The organism is Dickeya dadantii NCPPB 898, from assembly GCF_000406145.1.
Taxonomy (GTDB): domain Bacteria; phylum Pseudomonadota; class Gammaproteobacteria; order Enterobacterales; family Enterobacteriaceae; genus Dickeya; species Dickeya dadantii.
Map to the genome: position 1 here is coordinate 741,497 of NZ_CM001976.1, position 26,783 is coordinate 768,279.

At 57.0% G+C, this 26,783-nt stretch carries 20 protein-coding genes; 13 read left to right on the forward strand and 7 right to left on the reverse strand.

Features of this window, described 5'->3' with window-relative positions:
• Nucleotides 1-20: 20 nt before the first annotated feature.
• Complete coding sequence (gene acs, locus DDA898_RS03875) at nt 21-1,982, reverse strand: acetate--CoA ligase (RefSeq protein ID WP_038910264.1); 1,962 nt, start codon at nt 1,980-1,982, stop codon at nt 21-23.
• A 770-nt stretch (nt 1,983-2,752) separates the two neighbouring features.
• On the opposite strand from acs, the gene DDA898_RS23835 reads away from it, so the two are divergent.
• The 11 genes from DDA898_RS23835 to DDA898_RS03930 all read left to right on the forward strand — a co-directional run bounded on the left by DDA898_RS23835 (nt 2,753) and on the right by DDA898_RS03930 (nt 16,559).
• Complete coding sequence (locus DDA898_RS23835; RefSeq protein ID WP_038900325.1) at nt 2,753-3,145, forward strand: hypothetical protein; 393 nt, start codon at nt 2,753-2,755, stop codon at nt 3,143-3,145.
• 592 nt (nt 3,146-3,737) lie between these two features.
• Nucleotides 3,738-6,125: a TonB-dependent siderophore receptor gene (locus DDA898_RS03885; RefSeq protein WP_038910265.1), complete on the forward strand. Its 2,388-nt coding sequence runs from the start codon at nt 3,738-3,740 to the stop codon at nt 6,123-6,125.
• A 931-nt stretch (nt 6,126-7,056) separates the two neighbouring features.
• Complete coding sequence (locus DDA898_RS03890) at nt 7,057-8,214, forward strand: mandelate racemase family protein (RefSeq protein WP_038910266.1); 1,158 nt, start codon at nt 7,057-7,059, stop codon at nt 8,212-8,214.
• 111 nt (nt 8,215-8,325) lie between these two features.
• Nucleotides 8,326-9,936 carry an ABC transporter substrate-binding protein gene (locus DDA898_RS03895; RefSeq protein WP_038910267.1) on the forward strand — a complete coding sequence of 537 codons (1,611 nt, stop codon included), beginning with the start codon at nt 8,326-8,328 and terminating at the stop codon, nt 9,934-9,936.
• A gap of 86 nt (nt 9,937-10,022) precedes the next feature.
• On the forward strand, nt 10,023-11,081 hold the full coding sequence (locus tag DDA898_RS03900) for an ABC transporter permease (RefSeq protein WP_033111602.1): 1,059 nt from the start codon (nt 10,023-10,025) through the stop codon (nt 11,079-11,081).
• Entirely contained in the window at nt 11,078-11,983 is a 906-nt protein-coding gene (locus tag DDA898_RS03905) for an ABC transporter permease (RefSeq protein ID WP_038910268.1), read from the forward strand. Before DDA898_RS03900 ends, DDA898_RS03905 begins: the two co-directional genes overlap by 4 nt.
• Nucleotides 11,955-12,848, forward strand: coding sequence for an ABC transporter ATP-binding protein (locus DDA898_RS03910; protein WP_081639212.1), 894 nt, complete (start codon nt 11,955-11,957; stop codon nt 12,846-12,848). The genes DDA898_RS03905 and DDA898_RS03910 overlap by 29 nt, the downstream gene beginning before the upstream one ends.
• 42 nt (nt 12,849-12,890) lie before the next feature.
• Nucleotides 12,891-13,664: an ABC transporter ATP-binding protein gene (locus tag DDA898_RS03915; RefSeq protein WP_023637605.1), complete on the forward strand. Its 774-nt coding sequence runs from the start codon at nt 12,891-12,893 to the stop codon at nt 13,662-13,664.
• Nucleotides 13,665-13,875: 211 nt separating this feature from the next.
• Nucleotides 13,876-14,349, forward strand: coding sequence for a sigma-70 family RNA polymerase sigma factor (locus DDA898_RS03920; protein WP_038912420.1), 474 nt, complete (start codon nt 13,876-13,878; stop codon nt 14,347-14,349).
• A gap of 4 nt (nt 14,350-14,353) precedes the next feature.
• Nucleotides 14,354-15,322, forward strand: coding sequence for a DUF4880 domain-containing protein (locus DDA898_RS03925; RefSeq protein WP_050570181.1), 969 nt, complete (start codon nt 14,354-14,356; stop codon nt 15,320-15,322).
• A 226-nt stretch (nt 15,323-15,548) separates the two neighbouring features.
• Nucleotides 15,549-16,559 (forward strand): AI-2E family transporter, encoded by a 1,011-nt coding sequence (locus DDA898_RS03930; protein ID WP_013316416.1) that lies wholly within the window; start codon nt 15,549-15,551, stop codon nt 16,557-16,559.
• Between the two features lie 427 nt (nt 16,560-16,986).
• Here DDA898_RS03930 and DDA898_RS03935 read toward each other — a convergent pair whose 3' ends face one another.
• Nucleotides 16,987-18,513, reverse strand: coding sequence for an MFS transporter (locus DDA898_RS03935; RefSeq protein WP_013316418.1), 1,527 nt, complete (start codon nt 18,511-18,513; stop codon nt 16,987-16,989).
• A 453-nt stretch (nt 18,514-18,966) separates the two neighbouring features.
• Here DDA898_RS03935 and DDA898_RS03940 point away from each other — a divergent pair, with 453 nt between their 5' ends.
• Nucleotides 18,967-19,176, forward strand: a complete 210-nt coding sequence (locus DDA898_RS03940; RefSeq protein ID WP_038910270.1) for a helix-turn-helix domain-containing protein — start codon at nt 18,967-18,969, stop codon at nt 19,174-19,176.
• A gap of 178 nt (nt 19,177-19,354) precedes the next feature.
• Here DDA898_RS03940 and DDA898_RS03945 read toward each other — a convergent pair whose 3' ends face one another.
• The 5 genes from DDA898_RS03945 to pdxR form a co-directional block, all read right to left on the reverse strand.
• On the reverse strand, nt 19,355-20,851 hold the full coding sequence (locus DDA898_RS03945) for a mannitol dehydrogenase family protein (RefSeq protein WP_201765882.1): 1,497 nt from the start codon (nt 20,849-20,851) through the stop codon (nt 19,355-19,357).
• Nucleotides 20,852-20,952: 101 nt separating this feature from the next.
• Nucleotides 20,953-22,557, reverse strand: coding sequence for a DHA2 family efflux MFS transporter permease subunit (locus tag DDA898_RS03950; RefSeq protein WP_038910271.1), 1,605 nt, complete (start codon nt 22,555-22,557; stop codon nt 20,953-20,955).
• The gene (locus tag DDA898_RS03955) at nt 22,544-23,680 is read right to left on the reverse strand and encodes an HlyD family secretion protein (protein ID WP_038910272.1); all 1,137 of its coding nucleotides are present in this window, start codon (nt 23,678-23,680) and stop codon (nt 22,544-22,546) included. Before DDA898_RS03955 ends, DDA898_RS03950 begins: the two co-directional genes overlap by 14 nt.
• Nucleotides 23,677-24,132 carry a MarR family winged helix-turn-helix transcriptional regulator gene (locus tag DDA898_RS03960; RefSeq protein WP_013316423.1) on the reverse strand — a complete coding sequence of 152 codons (456 nt, stop codon included), beginning with the start codon at nt 24,130-24,132 and terminating at the stop codon, nt 23,677-23,679. Before DDA898_RS03960 ends, DDA898_RS03955 begins: the two co-directional genes overlap by 4 nt.
• Nucleotides 24,133-24,351: 219 nt before the next feature.
• Nucleotides 24,352-25,815 carry a MocR-like pyridoxine biosynthesis transcription factor PdxR gene (gene pdxR / locus DDA898_RS03965; RefSeq protein ID WP_038910273.1) on the reverse strand — a complete coding sequence of 488 codons (1,464 nt, stop codon included), beginning with the start codon at nt 25,813-25,815 and terminating at the stop codon, nt 24,352-24,354.
• Between the two features lie 100 nt (nt 25,816-25,915).
• Between pdxR and DDA898_RS03970 the strand changes: the two genes are divergently transcribed.
• Complete coding sequence (locus DDA898_RS03970; RefSeq protein WP_038910274.1) at nt 25,916-26,650, forward strand: GNAT family N-acetyltransferase; 735 nt, start codon at nt 25,916-25,918, stop codon at nt 26,648-26,650.
• Nucleotides 26,651-26,783 lie beyond the last annotated feature (133 nt).

The window sequence follows — 26,783 nt, forward strand, 5'->3', positions numbered from 1 at the left end:
CTGTTTTTATCGGATGACGTTTAAGACGATGTGTGGCTCATGGCTTGTTTTTCTTCCAGCAGTTTCTCTACCACGCCAGGATCGGCGAGGGTGGAGATATCCCCAAGATTGCTGGTATCCCCGGCTGCAATCTTGCGCAGAATACGCCGCATGATTTTGCCGGATCGGGTTTTCGGTAGCGCATCGGTCCAGTGCAGGATATCCGGGGTGGCGATGGGGCCAATCTCTTTGCGCACCCAGTTGCGCACCTCGGTATACAGCTCGCTGGTAGGCTCTTCGCCGTGATTCAGCGTGATGTAGGCATAGATCGCCTGCCCCTTGAGGCTGTGCGGAATGCCGACCACCGCCGCTTCGGCGATTTTCGGGTGTGAAACCAGCGCCGATTCGATTTCCGCGGTGCCGAGGCGATGACCGGAGACGTTCAGCACATCGTCCACGCGGCCGGTGATCCAGTAATAGCCGTCTTCGTCGCGCCGCGCGCCGTCGCCGCTGAAATACATGCCTTTGAAGGTGGAGAAATAGGTCTGCTCAAAGCGCTCATGGTCGCCAAACAGCGTACGCGCCTGACCGGGCCAGGAGTCGGTAATCACCAGGTTGCCTTCGCAGGCGCCGTCCTGCGGGTTGCCGAGGTTGTCCACCAGTGCCGGTTGCACCCCGAAAAACGGCAGCGTCGCCGAACCCGGTTTGGCTTCGATGGCGCCGGGCAACGGCGTGATCATGAATCCCCCGGTTTCCGTCTGCCACCAGGTGTCGACGATCGGGCAGCGGCTATTGCCGATTTTTTTGAAGTACCATTCCCAGGCTTCCGGGTTGATGGGTTCCCCCACCGAGCCCATGATTTTGAGCGACTGGCGCGAGGTGCCTTCAATCGCCTTGTCGCCGTCCGCCATCAGCGCGCGAATGGCGGTGGGCGCGGTATACAGGATATTGACCTGATGCTTGTCCACCACTTGCCCCATACGGCTGGCGGTAGGCCAGTTGGGCACGCCTTCAAACATCAGCGTGATGGCGCCGCAGGCCAGCGGGCCGTACAACAGGTAACTATGACCGGTTACCCAGCCGACGTCGGCGGTACACCAGTAAACGTCGCCGGGGTGGTAGTCGAACACGTATTTAAAGGTAGCGGCGGCGTAAACCAGATAACCGCCGGTGGTGTGCAACACGCCTTTCGGTTTACCGGTGGAGCCGGAGGTATACAGAATAAATAGCGGATCTTCAGCGTTCATTTCTTCCGGCGGGCAATGATCGTCCACCTGGGCGATCAACTCGTGCCACCACAGATCCCGGCCGTCCTGCCAGTTGCCGGGCTTGCCGGTACGCTGGAAAACGATCACATGGTTGACGCTGGTGACCGCCGGGTTGCGCAGGGCTTCGTCAATGTTCTTTTTCAGCGGAATGGCCCGTCCGGCGCGAATGCCTTCATCGGCGGTGACCACCAGTTTGGCGCTGGAGTCGACGATGCGCCCGGCGATGGATTCCGGGGAGAATCCGCCGAAGATCACCGAATGCACGGCGCCGACGCGGGCGCAGGCCAGCATCGCCACGGCGGCTTCCGGCACCATCGGCATATAAATAGCGACCACATCGCCTTTACGGATGCCTTTAGATTTCAGCACGTTGGCGAAACGGCAAACCGCCTGATGCAGCTCGCGGTAGGTGACTTTTTTGCTTTCCCCGGCGTCGTCGCCTTCCCAGATGATCGCGGTTTGATCGCCCAGTGTGTCGAGATGGCGATCGAGGCAGTTGGCCGCTACATTTAATGTACCGTCCTCGAACCAGCGGATACGGACATGGCCCGGGTCAAAAGAGGTGTTTTTGACCTGGTTATAGGGTTTGATCCAATCAACGATCTTGCCTTGTTCCCGCCAGAAGGCATCAGGATCCTGCACAGATTCCTGATACATCTTTTTATATTGTTCGGCGGTGATTAAGGCGTTTTCCGCAATGGTGGCGGGTATAGGGTGTTTATTATATTGGCTCATAGCGCTTCTCCTTAAACATTGTTAATATTATGTCAATCAATAGTTAATAACAGTGAGCCATTAACATTTGTTTCTTTTTTGCGCGATGGATCACGCATTGCAGGAAAGAGCTGAGACGTTTGCTTTTAAGGATAGTCTTAGATTGGCGACAGCATGGGTGGAGGCGGCCAAAGCACACAAATTTATGAGATTTTGCTCACATTTTTGTTACCTTTATGCCGTTCTTCGAATTCGTAAAGGGAATAGTTAATGAAAATGACTATTTCATCGACATTAACTATCATTAATAAGAATTTGATCGGACGATATGATCAAACAAGCAAAAGATCGCCCTTATTTGAACGATCGACTTCCGGCGAAAGCGGATATAGTGCTAATGATCCCTAAAAGGGTGACATTTAATGCCTCCGTTTCGTTACGAAATTGTTTTAATTGTAAACAAATTGCGGGCAATAAATGGACTGATTATAAATGGACTGATTATTGTGATAGATAATATCGACTTTCAGTCCGCCGGAAGACATGGGAATAATTTACCAAAGTATAATATCTATATTGTTTGGACTGCATAATAACGCAGGAAATTACATTCTTGCTCATAACGCCCTTTGTCCTGGTTGGTTGAATTCTAATTATATCAACGGTTTAATTATTGCATTTACCAGGTAATTTATCTGGTTGACTTTAAAACTATCCCCGGACTCCCCGAGCCGTCCACATTAGGCAGCTTCAGGGGGGATAGATTTCACATAGCAAGAAGCAGAGGACATATGAGTCTGATATTTGGGCAGAATGAAATCATGAGCATGTTAAGCGCCCCTGTTCACAATGACAGACGCGCGATTGCAGTCATCGATGACAAATGCAAGATACTCTGCGCGAATTCCGCATTTAATGCACATTTTGGTTTGCGTACCGGCGCGACAGCGCCTGCTTCCATTGACGAAGTGCTCCCGGTTAATGTCCGGTTCGCGTATCAGGATTTCATGACCAACAGCGATCTGCTCAGCACGCACGTCGCCTGGGATCTGCTGTCTGACGGGTTTGCCAAAAAGCCGCTCAGTACGCTCTCGTTTTCCAAGTTGAATGTGGAAGATCGGGTATTGTCGCTGTTAATCCTCAACCAGGATGAGGGTGACATCACCACCACCATGGCGTCATAAAACCGGATGCCCGGAAATTAAACGCATACTTTATCAATTCATTTATTGATGTGATTTTTTGTGCTTTCAGGCTGACTTTTATCAATCATAGTTGACGATAGCGCTATTCTCTTTCTTTTTGTGTTGTTTTTATATCGATACGTTTCGATACCTCATTTCACGATCAAGCTAATAACAAATCCATATTTAAATACACTTCTTAGCATTAAGTGTCTTTTTTCTATATTTCATAATAAATTGGGCAACAGCAAAAGATTCCTTTTTTACGCACTTTTAATAATGGCGATATGACGCTGCGAGGCTAATTATTCGCGGCAGGCCCTGATTATTTTGTCGAATATCGCGGTGCTACGGGCGCGTTATTCCCATTTGTCGTGGCGCGGTTGCCTGTTGAATCAGCGGCCGCGCAGAAATTTTTTTGTTCGGCGGTTCCCTTTTGGCGTGGCGGGTTTGGCATAGCAATCAGGTGGTGCCTGGGACGTGATGCGGTCGTGTCCCTGAGCGATGCATGAGTGCGGTGAAACAGACACCGCCGACGGCGTAAAAGACCACATGATTGATGCCAAAAATTCGATACTGAAGGGGAATCACTATGTTGACATATCGTACCCGCCTGCTTCGGGCCGGGGTGCTGGGGCTGGCTGTGTATGCGGCGTTACCCGTTGGGGTGAGCCAGGCGGCGTCGGCCAACTCCGTCACCCGGACTTACGCCGTTTCCGCCGGGCCGTTGCATCAGGCGCTGAACCAGTTTGCACAGCAATCCGGGGTGCTGCTTTCTTACGATCCGGCGTTGACTCAGGGGAAAACCAGTCAGGGCCTGCGTGGTTCCTTCAGTGTTGAGCAAGGTTTTCAGTCCATCCTGACCAACAGCGGTCTGCAGGCGCAAATTGGCGCGGATGGAACGGTTACGCTGGCGAAGCAGGCGCTGGAAACGCCGGCTGCCGCACCGGTGTCCCATTCCGCCAAAAGCGAGCAGATGGTGGTGACCGCGCCGCCAAACACCGCGCTAAAGCTGGATACGCCCTTGTCGGAAACGCCCCGCGCCGTCGCGGTGGTGAACGCACAGCAGATTGAAGAGCGCGGCGCCAGGAAGGTCGACCAGGCATTGCGTTACAGCGCAGGCGTGCTGGCGACGCCTTACGGGCCGGACAATAAAACCGAATGGCTGGTGATCCGCGGCTTCAGCGATCTCTCCCGCTTCCAGAATGGGCTGGCTACGTTGAACGAAGACGGTTTTTATACCCAGCAGTTGGAACCGTTCGGCGTGGAACGCATTGAGGTACTGAAAGGCCCGGCATCGGTGCTGTACGGCCAGAACCCGCCGGGCGGGCTGGTCAACGTAATCACCAAGCGCCCGACGCGCCTGCCGCAGGGGCAGGTGTCGGTGGAGTACGGCTCCAATGATTACCGCCAGGTGGCGGTGGACAGTTCCGGCCCGCTGAACGACGACGGTACGGTGCTGTACCGGGTGGTCGGCACCGCGCGCGATACCTCCGGCGAAGTGGATTTTGCCGACAGTAAACGCTTCTACCTCGCGCCCAGCCTGACTTTCCTGCTGGGCGACGATACCGAACTGACGCTGCTGAGCAGTTACATGGATACCCGTTCCGGCATGACCAATGGCTTCAAGACGCCATATGGCACTCTGCATGACACGCCCTACGGCAAAGTTGGCTACAAAACCTCGCTGGGGGAACCGGGCCTGAACCGGTTCGATAGCCGCCAACTGAGCCTCGGGTATGAGTTCACGCACCACCTGAACGATATCTGGACCTTCCACCAGAACACCAATTACACCTACCTGAACATGGATATGCGCGGGGTTTATGCCATGGGAATGGTGGATGATCGTACCGTTAATCGCGGGTTGACCTACCGCGACGGCTTTGCGCAAAACTGGTCGGTGGATAACCGCATGGTGGGTGAATGGCGCTGGGGGGATATCGACAATACCCTGTTGCTGGGCGTTGATTACCGTCGCGCCAATACCCAAAGCCGTGATGCGGATCTGTCGCCGTACAACGCCTCGCTCTATCAGTTCAACAGCGTGCCGCTGGACATTTTCAGCCCGGTCTATGGCCGTTACACCCTGAGCGATAACCAGTTGTCCAATCACCGCTCCGGCCGTCATCAGAGCGGTTACTATGTGCAGAACCAGATCAAGTATGACGATCGCCTGATCCTGCTGCTGGGCGGCCGCTACGACGACGCCAAATCCTACACGCGCAACACGATCATGGGGATCGATTCCCGCACCAGCGACACCAAGTTCACCAAAACGGCGGGAGCGATGTACCTGTTTGATAACGGCATTTCACCGTATGTCAGCTATGCCGAGTCGTTCCAGCCGCTGGCGGATTATGATGCCTATGGCAACCAGTACAAACCCACTATGGGCAAGCAGACGGAAGTGGGGGTGAAGTATACTCCGCAGGGCTTCAACGGTTATGCCTCGGCGGCGCTGTATAACCTGAGTCAGGAAAATATCCTGACCACCGACGCCAATAACCCGAGTCGTCAGGTGCAGTCGGGCGAAGCGCGTTCCCGCGGGATCGAGCTGGAACTGAGCGGTGAAGTGTATAAAGGCGTGACGTTAACCAGCAACTACACCTATAACAATGTGGAAACTACCCAATCCGGCGTGGCGGGGGAAAACGGCAAGCGGCTGCCGGGGTTGCCGGAGCATATGTTCTCCACCTGGGTAAGCTACGCGTTCAGCGGCCCGCTGGAAGGGCTGACCGTCGGCAGCGGCGTGCGCTATATCGGCAGCTCGTATGGCGACCGTCTGGAAAGCGCCAGTCTGAAAGTGCCGGCGTATACGCTGTGGGATGCGATGATCGCTTACGACGTGACCAAAAACTGGCGCGTGCAGGTTAACGCGACCAATCTGGCGAATCATCACTATGTCAGCGCCTGTAATTTCTGGTGTTACTACGGAGAAGGGCGTGATATTACCGCTAATGTGACGTATCGCTGGTAATATACCCGTCATACTTCAAGTCGCAGATGCATTGGCTGCCTTGCTCACCCCAGTCACTTACTAATGTAAGTGACTGGGGATGAAATGAGAGACATCCTGTCTCTCACCGCAGGCCAGCCGCTGGCTGGTCAAATTCGTTCCCGACGAATTTGTCACTCGGTCGTCGCGTTACAAGACTCATTATGAGTATTGCCCTGAAGGGCCAATGCGTTGCGTTGTTCAAAACGCCACGCGTTTTGTCCTGCAATTCGAATTATTTTGGGTATAAGCTCGTAGCGGACGGTATCCCGTCATTGTTAATGGCGGGATACCGCGCCGGCATATTGTTTCCGCTATTTGATCTAACGGGCGTAAGGTTATTTATTCCCGCAGGTTGGTCGCCAATAAAAATAAACTGACTAAACAACGGCGTGTGCGTGAATCAACGCGGCACGTTGGTTATTCTCAAGGCGTTTATTCATCCGAGATATTCCCGTCGCAATAAACCGCAGTCCGCTCTAATCATATGAATTATCTATATTAATATCGGTTCTGCACCTACGCTATCGGCTGTTCTTGCCCACCTTTCTACGATGTGTTTTAGCTCGGTTTTACCCACTAAAATTATAAGGTTTTTATTTTCCCTAGTGATAATGCTCACAAGGTTATGGGCGTTTGCCTAATTTTCCGTGTCATAATTTCATCATATGGGAGACATTGCCTAATGACTAAACGAAATACAGCCACAATAATTAAAATAAAACGTGGTTTTCTTTTAATTAATACATGATTTCTTTTTTGTGATGTTGATCTCTTCGTCATAGGGCGGCGGGAAAATATATCTGCTTTTCGCTTGATACAGATTTACGCCATATAACCGTGCATTTTCCGATACACACAGTTTATCACTGCAAATTTTGTAAATGAGTTAACTATCCAGGCAGGTAACAACGTGAAAATAGAATCGATTGATGTCACCGTCTTCACTTACCCCACTCGCCGCGTCTCCGACAGCGCCGGGCATTCACACCCTGGCGCCGAGCATCAGGCTAGCATGGCGTTACTGACGATCAGCACTGACGAAGGTCACAAAGGCTATGCGTTTGCGCCGCCGGAAGTGATCCGCCCGTATGTGGTGAACGGCTTTTTCCGCAAAGTGTTGATTGGGCAGGATCCGTTTGATCGTGAGCGGCTGTGGCAGGATCTGGTGCACTGGCAGCGCGGCAGCGCCAACCAACTGACCGACCGGGCGCTGGCGATCGCCGAACAGGCGCTGTGGGATCTGGCCGGGCACGCGCTGAACCTGCCGGTGTATAAACTGCTGGGCGGCTACCGCGATAAAGTGCCGGCTTACGGCAGCACCATGTGCGGCGACGAGCTGCAAGGCGGCCTGTCCACGCCGGACGAGTACGGTCAGTTCGCCGAGATGCTGGTGAAGCGCGGCTACAAAGCCATCAAGCTGCATACCTGGATGCCGCCGGTGTCGTTCGCGCCCAGCCCGCAAATGGACGTCAAAGCCTGTGCGGCGGTGCGCGAAGCGGTGGGGCCGGATATCTGCCTGATGCTGGACGGCTACCACTGGTACAGCCGCAGCGAAGCGCTGTACATCGGTCGTGAATTGCAAAAACTGAACTTCACCTGGTTCGAAGAGCCGATGGAAGAGCAGAGCATGGCGTCTTACAGCTGGCTGAACAAGAATCTGGACATCGACGTCATCGGGCCGGAAAGCCTGGGCGGGAAATACTTCAGCCGCGCCGACTGGGTGAAAGAAGGCGCCTGCGACATTCTGCGCGCCGGGGTGGCAGGGCGATGGGCGGGAGTTTCGCCGTGCCTCAAGGTGGCGCATCTGGCGGAAGCTTTCGGCATGGATTGCGAAATTCACGGCAACGGCGCGCCGAATCTGGCGGTGGTGGGGGCGATTAAAAACTGCCGCTGGTACGAACGCGGTCTGCTGCATCCGTTCCTGAACTATGACGAACCGGCGGCCTATCTGAATACGCTGGTCGACCCGATGGATGAAGAAGGGTATGTCCATTTGTCGCAGCGTCCCGGTTTGGGCGAAGACATTAACTTTGACTGGATTGAGGCGCACACCCTGAGTCAGGCGTAGCGCTTGCGGTTCGCGCGGTAGTAACCACTAAAAAAACAATACGTTGTCAAAACAATACGTTGTCAAAAAATACGTTGTCGTCTTCCATACTTCCACACCTGGAGAAGAATAATGAAAGCACGAGCAATACTTCGTACCCTGCTGTTGAGCACGCTGTGTATGGCCGCCACACCGGCCATCCTGTCTGCCAAAACCCCTGACGATCAGCTGATTGTCGGCATGAACATGAACAACATGCTGTCGCTGGATCCGGCCGCCATGACCGGCAATGAAGTGGTGGGCGTGGTGGTGAATCTCTACGATTCGCTGGTGGAGCTGGATCCCGACAACCTGAGCCACGTTTTACCCGCGCTGGCGAAAAGCTGGAGCGTAAGCGACGACGGCAAAGTCATCACCTTCAATCTGGTCGATAACGCGAAGTTCCATTCCGGCAACCCGGTGACCGCGGAGGATTTCATCTGGTCGATGAGCCGGTTGCTGCATCTGAACATGGCGCAGGCGACCACCTGGAAATCGTACGGCTTTACGGCGGATAACGTCGCGAAGATGATCCGCGCCAAAGATGCCCACACGGTGGAGATCGAACTGCCCAAGCCCAACGATCCCAAGCTTATCATCTACTCGCTGGCGACGCTGGGCAGCGGCTCGGTACTGGATCGCAAAACGGTGCTGCAACACGAGAAAAACGGTGACTGGGGCAACGGCTGGCTAACCACCAATGAAGCCGGTTCCGGCCCCTTCAAGCTGGATGTGTGGCAGGCGAAAGATGTGCTGCGCATCAGCCGCGTTAGCGGTTACTGGCAGGGCGACGCCAAAATGAAACGTGTGATTTTCCGGCACATGACCGAATCGCAGGCGCTGCGGTTGATGATCGAGAAAGGCGACATCGACGTGGCGACCGGCATGTCGGTGCCGGATATCAATGCGCTTAAGCAGGATAAAGATGCCGTGGTGAAGGAGGTGACCAAAGGCACGCTGTATTACGTGGCGATGAGCCTGAAGAATCAATACTTCGCCAATCCGAAAGTGCGTGAAGCGGTGCGTTATCTGATCGACTACGACGGCATCAACAACACCGTGATGACCGGCTATGGTTTCTATCATCAGCGCCCGATCCAGAAAGGGATGGACGCCACGCTGCCCGATCCGGGCTACAAGCTGGACGTGGCGCGGGCCAAAACCCTGCTGACGGAAGCGGGCTATCCGAACGGGTTTGACACCACGCTGCGCGTGCTGTCGGATCAGCCGTTCCTCAATCTCGCCACCGCCGTGCAGTCCACGCTGGCGCAAGCCGGCATCAAAGTGCAGATCCTCTCCGGCACCGGCAATCAGGTCTATGGCGCGATGCGCGATCGCAAGTTCGACATGCTGGTCGGGCGCGGCGGCGGCGGCGTAGATCCTCATCCGCATTCCAGCCTGCGTTCCGTGGTCTACAACCCGGATAACAGCGACGAAGCCAAACTGACCAATTTCCAGGGCTGGCGCACCTCGTTCTACGATAAGCAACTGAACGAGATGATCGATCAGGCGTTGCTGGAAAAGGATCCGCAAAAGCAGAAGCAGATGTATATCGACGTCCAGAACCGCTATGAGGCGCTGTACCCGGCCATTATTCCGGTTTCCCAGATGATCGATTCGGTCGTGCTGCGCAAGGATGTCATGAAGTATGTGCCGCATCCGTCCTCCACGACCCACCTGCGGGACGTGTACAAGCAACGCTAGTTGGCGACTGCAGAACGCCAACGTGAAATCACCGTGCCGGCGGCGGTTTGATATCCGTCGCCGGCCGGGGTATCGGGAGAAAGAACATGGTCTTCTCTGATCGGATCAAACCGGGCGAGTGGCTTAAACCGGGCGGCACGCTGCGCCGGCTGGCGAAACGCTTACTCCAGGTCGTGGTCACGCTGTTCGGTCTATTGATTCTGACGTTTGTTATCGGCCGCGTCATGCCTATCGATCCGGTGCTGGCGATCGTGGGGCAGGATGCCGACCAAAGCACCTACCAACAGGTCTACCAGCAACTGGGGCTGGATAAGCCGCTGTACGTCCAGTTTTGGATTTATTTCAATGCGCTGCTGCACGGCGATCTCGGCAATGCGCTGCTGACCGGCCGTCCGGTCATCGATGACATTATCCGCGTTTTCCCCGCCACCATTGAACTGGCGACGATGGCGATTATCGTCGGCGCCGGGTTGGGGGTGCCGCTCGGCGTGCTGGCGGCGGCAAGGCGCGGCAAATGGGCGGACTATGTGGTGCGTTTTATTAGTCTGGCCGGTTATTCCACCCCGATCTTTTGGGTGGGGATGATGGGGCTGCTGGTGTTCTATGCCTGGCTGAACTGGGTCGGCGGCGCCGGGCGGGTGGACATGGCCTATGACGGGCTGGTGGAAAACCGCACCGGCCTGTTGCTGGTCGATGCCATGCTGGACGGCAACTGGGAGGTATTTCGCAGCGCGCTCAATCATCTGGTGCTGCCCGCCACCCTGTTGGGGTTTCACTCGCTGGCGTACATCAGCCGTATGACGCGCAGTTTCATGCTGGCGCAGCTGTCGCAGGAATACATCATCACCGCACGGGTGAAGGGGCTGTCTGAATTCCGCGTGGTGTGGGCGCACGCGTTCCGCAACATTCTGGTACAGCTGCTGACGGTGGTGGCGCTGGCTTACGGGTCGCTGCTGGAAGGCGCGGTATTAATTGAAACCGTGTTCTCGTGGCCGGGATTTGGCTCTTATCTTACCGGCAGCCTGCTGCTGGGCGACATGAACGCGGTGATGGGGTGTGTCCTGCTGGTCGGGTTGATTTTCGTCAGCCTGAATCTGCTGTCGGACATGCTGTATCAGGTCTTTGATCCGAGGACGAGAGTATGACGATTTCCTCCGAGCCGGTGTTGCACGCCCGGCCACACAAGCGCGCCGGCCGTCTGCAGCTGCGCGGCGCGCGCATACTGGGTTTTCTGCTGCTGTTGATGCGCAACCCGTTGACGGCGATAGGGTCGGTGATTGTATTAGTATTGATGCTGATGGCTATTTTTTCGCCGTGGATCGCCACCCATGACCCGCTGGCGCAGGATCTTGCCAATACGTTGCAGGCGCCGAGCGCCAGCCACTGGTTCGGCACCGACGAGTTCGGTCGCGATGTGTTTAGTCGTCTGGTGTACGGCTCCCGTATCACGTTGTATATCGTGGCACTGGTGTCGATCACCGTCGGGCCGATCGGGCTGTTGCTGGGCGTGGTCGCGGGGTATTACGGCGGGGTGGTCGACACCATTCTGATGCGTATCACCGACATCTTCATCTCCTTCCCCAGTCTGGTGCTGGCGCTGGCGTTTGTGGCGGCGCTCGGCCCAGGGTTGGAGCACGTGGTGATCGCCATTACGCTCACCGCCTGGCCGCCGATCGCCCGTCTGGCAAGGGCGGAAACCCTGTCGCTGCGTCAGGCTGATTTTGTCTCGGCGGTAAAACTGCAGGGCGCGTCTTCGCTGCGCATTCTGCTGCACCACATTGTGCCGCTGTGCCTGCCGTCGGTGATTATCCGTATCACCATGAACATGGCCGGGATCATTCTGACCGCGGCCGGTCTGGGCTTTCTCGGGCTGGGGGCGCAGCCGCCCGACCCGGAATGGGGGGCGATGATTTCGGCCGGCCGCCGCTACATGATGGAGTGCTGGTGGCTGGTGACGATTCCGGGGCTGGCGATTCTGATCAACAGTCTGGCGTTCAATTTCCTTGGAGACGGCTTACGTGACATCCTCGATCCCAGAACTGAATAATGTGAATACGACTCACCGTACGCCGCAAGCCGGTTCGCTGCTGGAGGTGGATAATCTGCGGGTGAGTTTCGTCAATGGCCGCGCGGTGACCGACGCCGTGCGCGGCGTGTCTTTCTCGCTGGGGTGCGAAAAGCTGGCGATTGTCGGCGAATCCGGCTCCGGCAAATCCACCGTCGGGCGGGCGCTGCTGCGGCTGCATCCGCGCAGCGCCCGCATCACCGCCGACCGGCTGGATTTTAACGGCATCGACCTGCTGGCGGCGGATGAAGCGCGTATGCGCCAGATCCGCGGTAAACGCATCTCGATGATTATGCAAGACCCCAAGTATTCGCTGAACCCGGTGGTGTGCGTCGGCGATCAGATCGCCGAAGCTTATCTGGCGCACCACCGCGTCTCGCGGCAGGCGGCGAAAGAAAAGGTGATCGCGATGCTGGACGTGGTGCGCATTCGCCAGCCGGAACGGGTATACGGCCTGTACCCGCACGAGGTTTCCGGCGGTCAGGGGCAGCGCATTATGATCGCGATGATGCTGATTACCGAGCCGGAAGTGGTGATTGCCGATGAACCGACCTCGGCGCTGGATGTCTCGGTGCGCTTGCAGGTGCTGGCGATGCTGGATGACCTGGTCAGCGAGCGCGGTCTGGGGCTGATCTTTATCAGTCACGACATCAATCTGGTGCGCAGCTTCTGCGATCGGGTGCTGGTGATGTACGCCGGCCGGGTGGTGGAATCGATTGCCGCCGCCGATCTGGACCATGCGCAACACCCCTACACCCGTGGGTTGCTCAATTCATTGCCGGATATCGATCATCCGCGGCCGCGCCTGCCGGTAATGAATCGCGACCCAGCCTGGCTTAACCCGTAAGGAGCGCCTATGACGACTGAGGAAAACCACAAAACGCGGGCGATGATTGAGGTGCGCAATCTGAACCTGACGTTTGGTGAAGGAAGCGCGCAAAATCAGGTGCTGTACGATGTAAATCTCACCGTTAATGACGGCGAGATTTTTGGTCTGGTCGGCGAGTCCGGCTCCGGAAAAACCACGGTGCTGAAATGTCTGGCCGGGCTGTTCAATCACTGGCAGGGGCAGTTATGGATCGATGATCGGCCGCTGGCGCACCGCATTGAGCAGGCGCGCTGCCGCCGGGTGCAGATGGTATTTCAGGATCCCTACGGCTCGCTGCATCCGCGTCATACCGTGGAGACGATTCTGGAAGAGCCGCTGTTAATTCACCGCTTCGCCGATCGGGACGACCGCATCGATACGCTATTGGGAAAGGTGGGGTTGGGGCCGCAGTTTCGTCGCCGCTATCCTCACCAGCTTTCCGGCGGGCAGCGTCAGCGTGTGGCGATCGCCAGAGCGTTGATTCTGGAACCGCGGGTGCTGTTGCTGGATGAGCCCACCTCGGCGCTGGATGTGTCCGTGCAGGCGGAGATCCTCAATCTGCTGGCGGAATTGCAGCAGCAGGAGAAACTGACCTACCTGATGGTGACGCACGATTTGGGGGTGATCGCGCACCTGTGCCATAACGTCGCGGTGATGCAATATGGCCGTATTCTGGAAACGCTCGCCACCGGCGATTTAGCCCGCGATACGCCCAAAAGCGCCTATACCACGATGCTGGTGGATGCCAGCCGGCAATACAGCCGGGATTTGGCGGTACGATCGGAACGGATGTAAACCGGGCGCGGATAGACGGATGTGCATAACACGGGAAGACGGCGGCGGTTGTCTTCCCGTTTCCATTTTGGAAACGGCCGGAGAAAAAGTTGACATTGATGATGTTGAGAATGAAAATCATTTGATTGTTTTCTGACGAGCCCGCAACGTGAATCACTCCGCCGCCCTTTGCCCCGAACAGGCTGATGATCGCCATGATGACCACCGGCGTGTGCAGCAGATCTATTCCGAGCACCATTCCTGGTTGCAGGGATGGCTGCGGCGTCGCCTCGGCTGTTCCCAGCAGGCGGCGGATCTGGCGCAGGATACCTTTCTGCGGTTGCTGACTCACTTTCCCGCCGAACCGATTCGTGAACCGCGCGCCTGGCTTAGCACCGTGGCGCATGGGCTGATGGTCAATCACTGGCGACGCAAAGATCTGGAACAGGCCTATTTGCAGATGCTGGCCAGCCAGGAGTTTGTGGTCAGCCCATCGCCGGAGGCGCAGGCGATGATCGTCGATGCGCTGGTGGAGATCGACGCGTTGCTGTCTTCGCTGTCGTCCAAAGCCCGACAGGCGTTCCTGTGGGTGCAACTGGAAGGGCTGACCTATCGTCAGGTGGCGGAACGCCTGATGGTATCGGAGCGCATGGTGAAAAAGTACATGGCGCAGGCCATGCTGGCCTGCCTGAGCGCGCAAGCCTGATGTCATGACGCCGCCGTCTTCTTCGCCTTTGCCTCCCCATGTGTTGTCCGCCGCTGTGTTGTCCGCCGCGGCGGAGTGGTATGCCACGCTGCACGATGAGGCGTGCAGCGAGCGGGAACGGCGCGCCTGGCGCAGCTGGCTGGAGAGCGATGACCGTCATCAGCTGGCCTGGCGTCAGGTGGAACAGATTCAGACGCGTTTTCAGACCCCGGACAACCGGCTGATCTCCTCGGTACTGAGCCGTCAGGGGCGTGAGCGACGTAGCGCGCTCAAACTGCTGGTGCTGGCTGGGTTGACCGGAACAGTAGGCTATAGCCTGCCGTGGCGCAGCTACGCCGCCGACTATCGTACCGGGGTGGGAGAACGCCGCCAGTTGACGTTGGCGCAAGGGGTTCAGGTGTGGCTGAATACCGATTCGGCGCTGAATGTTCGCCATCAGAATGACGAACTGGTGCTGCAACTGCTGTCGGGAGAACTGTTGCTGGAGCGAGAGGACGGCGAGAATACGCCGCTCTGGCTGGAAACGGGGCAAGGCCGCGTGATGCCCGCGTCGGTCTGCAAGCTGTCCCTGCGTACCTGGGAGCAGCGCAGTTGTCTGGCGGTGTTCGGCGGCGAAGCGTACCTGCAACTGGCTGCCGGGGCTGACCGGCGTTTGCGGTTGCCCGCCGGGCAGGAAGTGACCTACTCGCGCGAGCAGTGGCAGCCGCCGGTGGCGGTGCTGACTTTCCGGCAAAGCTGGTCGAGCGGCGTGCTGGTGGCCGATAACATGCGGCTGGACCAGCTGATCGGGGAGATCGCCCGCTATCAGCGGCTACATTTCCAACTGGATGACGACGTGGCGGCGCTGCGTATTTCCGGGGTGTTCCCGTTGCAGGACACTGAACGGTTGTTCAACGCGTTGACGAAAACCCTACCGATTACGTTTTCTCACCGTTTTCACTGGTGGGTAACGATCCGCCCGCGTCAGGCGTAATTTCCTGTTGTTTCTGCAATGTTTCCCGTTATTGCCTGGTCTATCCGTATGATAGATGCCCAAAAATGACGCTAATCACGCTGGCGTTTCGTGGTTAAAATGCTAAGAATGGTTGCTGAAATATTATTTCACGGTCAGAGCATTGCACTTCTGGCGATGGGGTGATTCCCTTCGTTGGCAGGCGCTGCGATTCCCCCTGACGTAGCAGTACGAAACAGGATGTCATATGCAGTTGTTGAATTTGAAACAGGCCAGATTGCTGAGCTTCTTCTTTATCATGGGTGGGCTGTTGCTGTTGATTGAGCTGCGCCTGCTTGCCTGCTTTATCGCCGGTTTTCTGGTGTATGAAATCATTAATCTGCTGACGCCGTATTTTCAAAAGGTGATCAGCGGCAAGCGCGCCCGGCTGGCGGTGGTGGCGGTGATCAGCACGCTGGTGGTTTGCCTGTTGAGCGTGATTTTCGGCACGCTGGTGGGGTTGCTGATGCAGGAAATGAAGGACACCAGTGTGTTCAACGCCCGCATTGCCTTTATTCTCGACGATGTGCAAAAGCAGCTCATGACCTACCTGCCGGGCTATCTGCCGGTTAGCGTGGAGGAATTGCAGCACGAGTTTGTGACGTGGCTGCAAAAGCACGTGGTGATGTTGCAGAACATGGGGAAAGATTTTCTGCACGGTTTTGTCACCATGCTGATCGGCATGATCCTCGGGGCGATCATCTCCCTGTATAACATCGAGCCGACGGTGGATAAACCGTTGCTGAAAACCGAACTGATGCACCGGGTGGCGCTACTGTCGTCCTCGTTTCGCAACATCGTGTTCGCGCAGGTGAAGATTTCGCTGGTGAACACGGTGCTGTCCGCCATCTTCATTCTGGGCATTTTGCCTGGTTTCGGCATTCATCTGCCGTTTGCCAAAACGCTGGTGGTGCTGACCTTCATTTTTGGTTTGCTGCCGGTGATTGGTAACCTGATCTCCAATTCCGTGGTGTTCATCGCCGCGCTGTCGATCTCCGTGCCGATCGCGCTGCTGGCGCTGGTTTATCTGATGCTCATCCACAAACTGGAGTATTTCCTCAATGCCCAGATCGTCGGCACCCGCATTAAGGCGCATGCCTGGGAAATCCTGCTGGCGATGCTGGTGTTTGAAGCCGCATTCGGCATTTCCGGCGTGATCGCCGCACCCATCTATTACGCCTACCTGAAAAGCGAACTGCGGGAAGCGGCGCTGATATAACCGGACCGCATTCTGAGCACGACGGCGCCGTATTTGCCTGTGCCGTCGTGCTCGTGTCGGCGCTGGTTCCTGGTTCCTGCTTTCGGCCGCTGGCTCTGCCTGATTGGCGACATCGTCCCACATGGTGACAACGCAGTATTGTCCATGTTTATGCTACCCACCCTTGTGTTGTCACACGGTGTTTCATCCGCCTTCATGACCTCTGATTTTCTGATTAACGACGCGCGTCTGGGTCTTTGCCTGGTGCGATTAGCTGGCGTAACTGCTGCCGAAGGGATGGGTTACCAGACAGCGAGCGATAGGAATGTGGCGATGAGCATGAAACGAGGAACGGGTCGGGCGTTTGTTGCTGAACACGCCAGGGCAACCTAAAAACGACAATGCCGCCCGGAGGGCGGCATTGAAGGATGATAGACCGAGGGTAGTCTTAGCGTTGAGACGTTGCAACCACTGGTTCCTGCACGTCCTGTTGCAGGCCAAGCGGGTTGTTGCCCCAGCACTGTTCGTATTTCCAGCCGGTCAGTTCTTCGGCAACCGCGCGGGCTTCCGGTGGAACATCGGCAATCGCGCCGCCAGCTTTGATACGCGCAATTTCCTGCAGCAGAATCATGTGATTCTTACGGTCCAGACGCATCTGGGTGCTGTAGTAGATCGCGACGACCGCCAGGGCAACCACCCCCAGCGAGAACACGCCTACAATCGCCAGCACCGCGCTTTCCGGCTGAGCCGCTTTGCCGGACACGAATCCGAACTGGCTCAGAATCCAGCCCATGGCGAAGACGATGACGGAACGCACCATCTTGCCGGCGAAGGTCATGGCGCCGGCGTAAATCCCTTCACGGCGACGGCCGGTCAGCACTTCGTCCACGTCCGCCAGGAAGGTGTAGACCGTCCAGGGAATGTAGTAGATACCGCCGGTGCTCAGACCGAAGATGGCGGTGATACCGAACAGGACGATAATGGTGGCAGTTTGAGACCAGCCAGTGAAATAGAGCGCTGCGTAGGCGATCACGCTGACAATAACCACCATCAGCGCCATGCGGTACGGGCGACCGAAGCCCATTTTCACGCAGATGCCGATGAAGAGGAAGGTGGAGATAAACTGCATAATCGAGCTGAAGCTGTTGAGCTGGGATACTACCGCGGTGCTCTGTTTCAGACCGAATACGATGAAATAGGTAAAGGCGGAAGCGAACAGCCATTCAGCGCCGAAACCAAACAGGTACATCCCGAGGTGTTTACGGAAAATACGCAGACGGAAGGTCGAAGCCATGTCGATGCTGAGTTTTTTCAGCGACTGCCACAGGTTCTGGGTGTGTTCGCGCGCCACTTCGCTCGGGGAACGCTCCCAGGAGGTGAGGTAGAGGGCGATCATCGCCGCACACATGATGAAGCCATAAGCCAGACCGGTGTAGAAGAACGGCGTAGCGGAGTCTTTACCGTAGATGCCGATGAACTGTCCCGGAATGAAGGCGGCCAGGAAGTTGGCGACCTTACCGAAGATGGCCTTGGAACCGGTCAGCTTGGAACGGACTTTGAAGTCGGTGGTCATCTCGGTGGCGAGCGTTTCGTACGGCACCATGATGGAGGTGTAAATCAGCTCGAACAGCACATAGGTCGACAGGTAGTACCAGAAGCCTAACCCTTCCATCCACAACATCGGGTAGACCAGCACCAGCGGAATACCGAGCAGGATGAAGAAGCGACGGCGACCGAACAGGCGCCCGATGCGGGTATTGTAGAAGTTGTCGCTGATGTAACCCATGATCGGGTTACTGATGGCGTCGATGACGCTAGCCACGGAGAAAATGGCAGCGGCCTCAACCAGAGACAAGCCACAGAAGGTGGTATAGAAGTACATTAACCAGGCACCACTAATGGCTAAAGCGCCACTGCCTAGCAGGTTCGCGCTGCCGTAGCAGAGCGTGTGTTTCAACGTGATGGGTTTACTCATGATCAATTCGCCTAATAATATTAAAACATTATTTCATTTGAAATGAACTTATGTTCTTATCATTTGCCTGATCGAGACAAAAGTAAACTAGCCATCCCACTCCCGGCTGCTTTTAATAGGAATCTGTCAGGGAGATCATGAAATAAGTTTTTTTAATTTGATCATGAATATTGACCGGAAAAACGCGATGTTTGCCGGAAGGCATCATTTTTTTATCGTAAAACGATAAAAATTATTAGCAGTAGGGGCGATAGCGTCGGGAGAAGTGGTGAAACTATCAGCGCTATTTCGCAGTGCCAGTCGGCAAAAATCAAGAATAATTGTAAAAAACAGCGATGAACTGTGATCGAGTTGTGATCCTGTGGAGAACGCACCGCGAAAAGTGTGATTTATCTCACGGCACCAGACAGTGTATTTTATCGGGTCATGAGTGAATTGTTGGTAAGACGCGCTATGCCAATCGTTATCAGACTGGACGTGCTGCTGGCACAAAAAAAGATGAAGTCCCGCGAGCTGGCGGGGTTGATCGGCATCACCGAACAGAATCTTTCGCTGCTGAAATCCGGCAAGGTGAAAAGCATCCGATTCGATACATTGCAGAGAATATGCGAGGTGCTGTGCTGTCAGCCAGGCGATGTGCTGGAGTATTTACCGGAAGAGTGAAGGCCGGTCTACTGGTGCTCAGCCATGCCGGTATCAAACCACCTGCCGACGGCATCCATCGGAGCATGCCGCGCTCAGGGTTTACTTCCTGAGCGCGGCGTTTTTGCATGGTGTCAGCGCCGTGTGGCATGCGATATGCCACGACACAGCACGACACGGATCAAGCGCACCACGCCGATCAGTCGTTGAATAACGCCGCAACGGTTGCTTTGGCGCCGTTGTCGCGCAACGAGAGATAGGCGTCGGTCAACGCCGCCACCCACGCCGCGTTGCCGGGCAGGTCATCGCCAAACAGCGCGCTGATGGACAGCAGACCGCGGACCCGCTCGGCGTCGTCACGGGTAGTGCCGACGACCTGTTGCAACGTGGCGGCCAGCGGATCGCGGATATCAATCGCCTGACCGGCGTCGTCAGTGCCGCCGACGTAACGCATCCAGCCCGCCACGCCCAGCGTCAGGGCGCGGTGGTCGCTGCCGCGCGCCAGATGCCAGCGCAACGACGCCAGCAGGCGCTGGGGCAGTTTCTGGCTGCCGTCCATCGCAATCTGCCAGGTGCGGTGTTTCAGCGCCGGGTTGGAAAAACGTTCAATTAACTGGTCGGCATAGGCGGTCAGGTCTACGCCGGACACATGCAGAGTCGGCGCCTGCTCCTGCAACATCAGGTGGCGTACCGCTCGCCGGTAGCTGGGGTCGTCCATACCGTTATTGATATGTTCGTAACCCGCCAGATAGCCGAGGTAAGCCAGGAAAGAGTGGCTGCCGTTAAGCATGCGCAGCTTCATCTCTTCAAACGGCAGCACGTCATCCACCAGTTGCGCGCCCGCCAGTTCCCAGTCGGGGCGGCCGGCGACAAACTTATCTTCCACCACCCACTGAATAAACGGCTCGCAGGCGATGCCGCACGGGTCCGCCACACCAACGGCGTCGGCGATCTGGCTCAGCGTTTCCGGCGTGGCGGCCGGTACGATCCGGTCCACCATGGTGTTGGGGAAGGTGACATGCTGCGCGATCCAGTCCGCCAGCGCGTGATCCTGCAGGCGTGCGGCGTCCATCACCACCTGTCGAGTGACTTTGCCGTTTTCCGGCACGTTGTCGCAGGACAGCACGGAGAAGGGCGCAATGCCCCGTTCACGACGCAGGCGCAGCGCTTCGGCCAGCAATCCCGGCACCGACGAGGGTTGGCGAGGGTGGGCCAGATCCTGCTGCACCAGCGGGTTGTCCCGGTCGAGCTCTCCTTTGTTGCCTGCGCGGCAGTAACCTTTTTCGGTGATAGTCAGCGAGACGATCGCGACGATCGGGTCCGCCAGTTGTTCCAGAATCGACGCGATCCCTTCCACGCGCGCGTGCAGCGACTTGCAGACCGCGCCGACCACGATCGCCTGATTGCCGTGGGCGGCTTTCTCCAGCACGGTAAACCGGTGATCCTGACGGCGCAGGGCGGAAATCAGGGTATCGTCGCTGAACAACACCACTTCGCAAATCCCCCAGTCGCCGCCCTGACGGTTGAGCACCCGATCGGTCAGCAGCGCCTGATGCGCGCGGTGAAACGCGCCGAAGCCGATATGCACGATACGGGGTTTCAACGACTGACGATCGTAACGGGGTTGTTGCACGGCGGCGGGCAGCACCGTGTTGGACAGATTTTTTTCGTTGCCGGACAGAGTGTTACTGGACATAGATGGCGTCCTGAAAAGAGAAAAATTAACCGCCCAACCTTAGCGGTCTTTCGGTTGGGCGGCAACTGTCATATGGCGTGTTCTGAAGCCGGTTCGCAGAATCATGCCGGCGTCTTCGCCGCACCGGGCGGCGACGTTGGGTTCAGCACCGGGCGCGGCCGGATAAACCAGGCGGGCAATATCGCCAGAAAAAAGAACATCGCCACCATGAAAAAGCCATCCTGATAGGCGAACATCTGTGCTTTGGGCGCCAGCACCGACTCCAGATAGGTCATGATGCCGGGGTTGATGCTGGTACTAAGCGGGTCGCCGAGCGGATTGCCGCCGTGACCGAACAGCAGGCTGAGCTGGCGGATGGCGTCGGTGCTGCGGATATTGTCCAGCGTCAGCGACTGCGCCAACATCTGGCCGTGGAAGGTGGCGCGCCGTTCGATAAATACCGACAGCAGGTTGACCCCCATCGCGCCGCCCAACTGACGGACGAAATTGAGGCTGCCCGCGCCCTGCGCCAGTTGCGCGTGCGGCAGCGCCCGCAGCGCGCCGGCGTTCATGGCGGGCAGCATCACCCCGAGCCCGACGCGGCCGATGACAATCCACCAGGCCATGGTCCAGAACGGGGTATCGGTGTCCGCCGCGCTGGACAGCCAGCAGGACAGCCCGAACAGCAGCAGGCCCGCAATCACCAACTGGTGGGGTTTGAGCTTGTCGCTGAGCGACCCCGCCAGCGGAAATACCATGCCGAGCGCCAGCCCCGCCGGCATCAACAGCAGACCGGAGCGGGTAGGGGTGTATCCCTGAATGCTTTGCACGAATAGCGGGATGATGTAAGTCGAGCCGTAGATACCCGCGCCCAGCGCGAACGCCACGATACAGCCGGAGGTAAACGCCGGGTTGGCGAACACCCGTAGGCTGAGCAGAGGATACGGCGTGGTGAATTCGCGGATGATGAACGCCAGCGTGGCGATCACGGCGGTGGTCAGCAGGCAGAGAATGAAGAACGACTCCCAGCCTTCGCGCTGCCCGTTGGACAGCCCGGCCAGCAGCGAGGTCAGCGCCGTCACCAGCAGAATAAATCCCAGGGTGTCGAAACGCCGGGGCGTGATGTCGGTCTGCGCACTTTTAGCCGGCAGGATCACCAGCGCGGCGGCGATCCCGGCCAGACAGAACGGCACCACCACCATGAAGACCGCGCGCCAGTCGAGCTGGTCGACCATCAGCCCGCCGGCGGCCGGCCCCAATGCGGGCGCCAGCACCACCCCGACGCCGTAAATGCCCATCGCCTTGCCGCGTTCCGATACCGGAAACACCTGCGAGATAATGATCATCGCCAGCGGCTGGATCACGCCGCTGGCGCCGCCCTGGAGAATGCGGGCGAGGATCACCTCGGCGCTGCTCTGGCTGAAGGTGCCGAGCAGGCTGCCGGCGATGAACACCGCCAGTGAGCCGACATAGGTGGCGCGGTAGCCAAAGCGTTCCAGCGTCCAGGCGGTGATCAACATGGTGGCGGTCATGGAAGCCAGAAAGGCGGTGGACAGCCATTGCGCCTGATCCTGACCCATACCGAAGGTGCCCATAATGTCACGCATCGCCACATTGACGATGGTCGCCGTGGCCGTGGTGGCGATGGTACCCAGCATGATGGTGACCGTCGCCAGCCAGCGATAGTGGTGACCGAAGCGGGCGGCCTGGGCTTCAATCGGCGACATTGATGCTGACTTCCGCCATCAGGCCCGGTTTCAGACGGTTGTCCGGGCTGTCGTTTTCCGGATTGTCCAGCGCGATACGCACCGGCACGCGCTGGGTGATTTTGGTGAAGTTGCCGGACGGGTTCGGGCTCGGTAACAGCGCAAACTGGTTGGTGGCCGCATCGCCGACCCGGATCACATGGCCGCTAAAATGTTTGTCCGGGTAGGCGTCCACCTGAATATCTACTTTTTGGCCGACCCGCACCCGACCGATGGCGGTTTCCTTGATGTTGGCTTCGACCCACAGATTGCGCGGATCGTGGACCAGCATGATCCACTGTCCGGCCTGCACGTAACTGCCCACATTCACAATGGTGCGATCCACCACGCCATCCACCGGAGAACGCAACGCCCGGTCGGCGATTTCCTGTTTGAGCTGATCCACCTGCGCCTGTAATGCGATTCGCTGCTGGCGTTGCATCTCGATCTGTCGGTCCAACACCTGCAACGTGTTGCGCTGCGCCACGGTGTTGTTCAACGCCGCCTGCTGAGCGTGGCGCTGCGCTTCGGCTTCCCGCAATTCGCTCTGACGCTGTAGCAGTGTGGTGTGGGACTCATCCCAGGTTTTGCGGGCGGTCAGGTTGCTTTTCAGCAACTGATCGTCGCGCTGGAAGTTATTCTGCGCCAGGCTGAGTTGGTAGCCAGCATTGTTAACGGCGGAGTCGCTCGACGCCAGTTTCGCCCGCGCTTCATCCATCGAGGCCTGGGTGGTGAGATCGGTGACCTGACGCTGCGTCTGGCTGTAGCTGATTTGAGCATCGGCGGCGGCCAGATTGCCTTCCTGCTCCGCCAGCCGCAAACGGGCGTCGCGATCGTCGATCTGCGCCAGCAATTGATCTTTGTGGATGGCGTCGCCGTCAATAACGGGGCGGGCGGTCACCCAGCCGCTTTCCCGGCTGGCCAGCGAGATCACTTCGCCCATGACCCGGGCGTCGGTTTCGCCGATATGCGTGAAACGCTGATGAAACCAGTATGCCAGCACGAGCACCGCCAGCAACAGCAAGGCGGCGCCTGCCAGCAAAAAGGTACGCTGGCGTTGGCTCATACGCCGGAACCCCGCCAGTTTGGATGCGTGGATATTCATGAGTGACCGTTTTCGGTGCGGGAGAGATTGCTGATAACCTGATGGATGACCCGGCTGACCTGTTCGATATCCTGTTCCGATACCCCGGCCAGCGCCTGATTACGTACCTGCCCGGCGATGGATTCCACCTTCTCCACCTGCTCAAGCCCGAGCGCGGTGAGATGAATCTCGCGAAAACGACGATCGTTGCCTTCACGTCTTTCGATAAATCCCTGTTTTTGCAGACTATCCAGCACCCGCACTACCGCAGAAGCGTCCAGCCCCAGCGATTCGGCCAGCGCTTTCTGGTGGATGGGGGTGTCTTCGCGGGCGATGAATAGCAACGGCAGCCAGGTAGCCTGCGTCAATCCATACGGTTGCAATTCCCGGTCGATGACCCGGCGCCATAAGCGGGAGGTTTGACCCAACTGGAGGGCGAAGCGCCGACGAGCGGAAGATTCGGTCTGTGACATGATGAAATCCGTGGGATAGATGAAATGTTATTAGTTAACAAGTCAACTAATGATAAGTCAATTGATTTTGTGAAGTGAATCATAAACAGCAGTGCAACGGACAGCTAATCTCAGTCACGTCTTTACATCATCGTGTATGACGGGGCGGCAAGCTTGATGGGGAGAGATGCTCCGGCGGGATGACCGCGGGGGTATCAATCAACGTCATGGAAATAACTGTTAGGAAAGAGCGGCTTTCTGCACCAGCTGTGCAAGCGTACTCACAGCGCCAGGGATGACTTCTGCGTGGGTATTGCCGTAGCCGATGACGAGCCCGTTTTCTTTTGCTGTCGGTGCGATTGTGAACGTCGACAACGCATGCGCGGCGATTCCATGTGGCTGCGCGCTTGTGACGACCGTACGATCATCAACTTGTGGCGGCAACCTTAAGGTCAGATGCATCCCTGAGTGGCCTCCGAGAATTTGCGCCTGTGCGAAATGCTTCGTCAGCGCATCGCGCAGCACATGCTGGCGCTCACGGTAGAGACGTCGCATACGACCGAGGTGTCGTCCGAATTCGCCGCTGTTGATGAAGTCCGCAAGCGCAAGTTGTTCGAAGCGATGGCCGCCGCGCAGCAGTTCATGCAATGTGGATTGAGCCTGACTTATCACGCTGCGTGGAAGCACTACGAAGCCGATTCGCAGTGCCGGAAACATCGTCTTACTGAACGAACCGATGTAGAGAACCGGGGCATCGGGCACAAGTCCGTGCATACTCGCGATGGGCTCGCCAGCGTGGCGGAATTCGCTGTCGTAGCCGTCCTCAATTAACCACGCGCCCACGCGTTTTGCCTGTGCTATCAATTCCAACCGCCGTGCAATTGATAGCACGGCCCCAGTGGGATACTGATGAGCTGGCGATGTGTAGATGAGCGTCGGGGGATAGTTACGCCATGTTTCCGGAGGCACCGCCAGGCCGTCCTGGTCTACGCGAACCGGTATGGTTCGCAGATCGCCGGCATAAAATGCCGCCTTCGCGCCACGATAACCAGGGTCCTCGACCCATGCGATATCGCCGGGGTTCGTTAGCAGGGTGACGCATAGATTCAGGGCTTCCTGAGTCCCTTCGGTGATAACGACCTGTGAGCCGTCACAGCGCACGCCGCGCGTGATGTGCAGATGTGCGGCGATCGCATCGCGCAATGCTGGCTCGCCAGCGGGTGTGCCGTATCCGAGCATCTGAGGTAATGCACGCCCCGTTGCGCGCAGGAGCGAACGGCGCCATGCCGCCAGCGGGAAAAGATCAAGAGCCGGCATCCCAGGCAACAATAGCGCTTCGGGTGACGATTGCGGACGGATTTCTACAAATGGCGCTAGCCGTCGCGCCAACGACACGAGTTCCCACGCCGCATCTGGTTCCTGAGCATGGCTTGTATAGCTAGCTAACGAGGTCACGCGCGTGCCCTGTCGGTTGGCCAGCACATACCCTTCCGCCGCCAGATGATCGTACGCAATCACCACGGTGTTGCGTGACACGCCAAGTTCCTCGGCAAGTGCTCGTGAGGAGGGAAGCAGCGAGCCTGCCGGCAATCTTCCAGATAGGATCCCTTGCTGCAAACGCCCTATCAGCTGCTTTTGCAACGAAATGGGTTCGCCAGTCGGTGTGACTGCGCCAGGCTTTAAAGCACCGATGATGTTAATCATGGTGTGGACCTAAAAAAGTGACGGTTTGTGGACCTTTTTAAGATACCAGCATTGCCTTATCTTGGTAACAACTCACGCCTTTCCAGAGCAAGGTAAGTAAATGGTCGTTAGATTGAATGAGTACCAGCAGCCTATTGGTAACGCCCTGCCGGACTGGCAAGGCGCGCAGCCTCCCGGTGGCCAACCTCTTGTTGGCCGCTATTGCCGGCTCGAACGCGTTGATGCTGAACGCCATGCCGCCGATCTCTATGACGCGTATAAGGACGCTCATGATTTACGTGATTGGACCTACCTCTTTGATGGCCCATTTGACACGTTCGAGGCTTATCGCATCTATTTAACCGCCGCCTCAACGTTAGCCGACCCAATGCATTATGCGGTGGTGGACCAGGTTAGCGGTAAGGCGGTCGGTACGCTTGCCCTCATGCGTATTGATGTGCCAAACGGTGTGATTGAGGTTGGCTATGTCACGTATTCTCAACGTATGAAACGCACGCGTTTGTCGACGGAGGCCATGTCGCTTCTGCTGAAGTACGTTTTTGAAGACCTTGGCTATCGCCGCTTTGAATGGAAATGCGATTCGCTAAACGCTCCCTCTCGAGCCGCTGCGTTGCGCTATGGCTTCACGTTCGAAGGGATTTTCCGTCAGGCAATTGTTACACATCAGCGCAACCGCGATACAGCGTGGCATTCAATCATTGACGGCGAATATCCCGCGTTGCGGGCGGCGTACGCGCAGTGGCTCGATGAACATAATTTCGATGAAGAAGGCCGGCAGATTGAAAAACTCAAGGAGTTGATCATGAAGGAAGATTCGAGTCGTCGGCGCGGTTAGCTGGGCCAACGCGAGCGTTGTTCAACACGTCGGCGTGTTGTCCTGCCACTCGACTTATTTAGGATATATCAATGATAGTCACGCGGAATGAAATTAGGTTACGCCAAGGAATCAACCATCAACCAAAAACAAA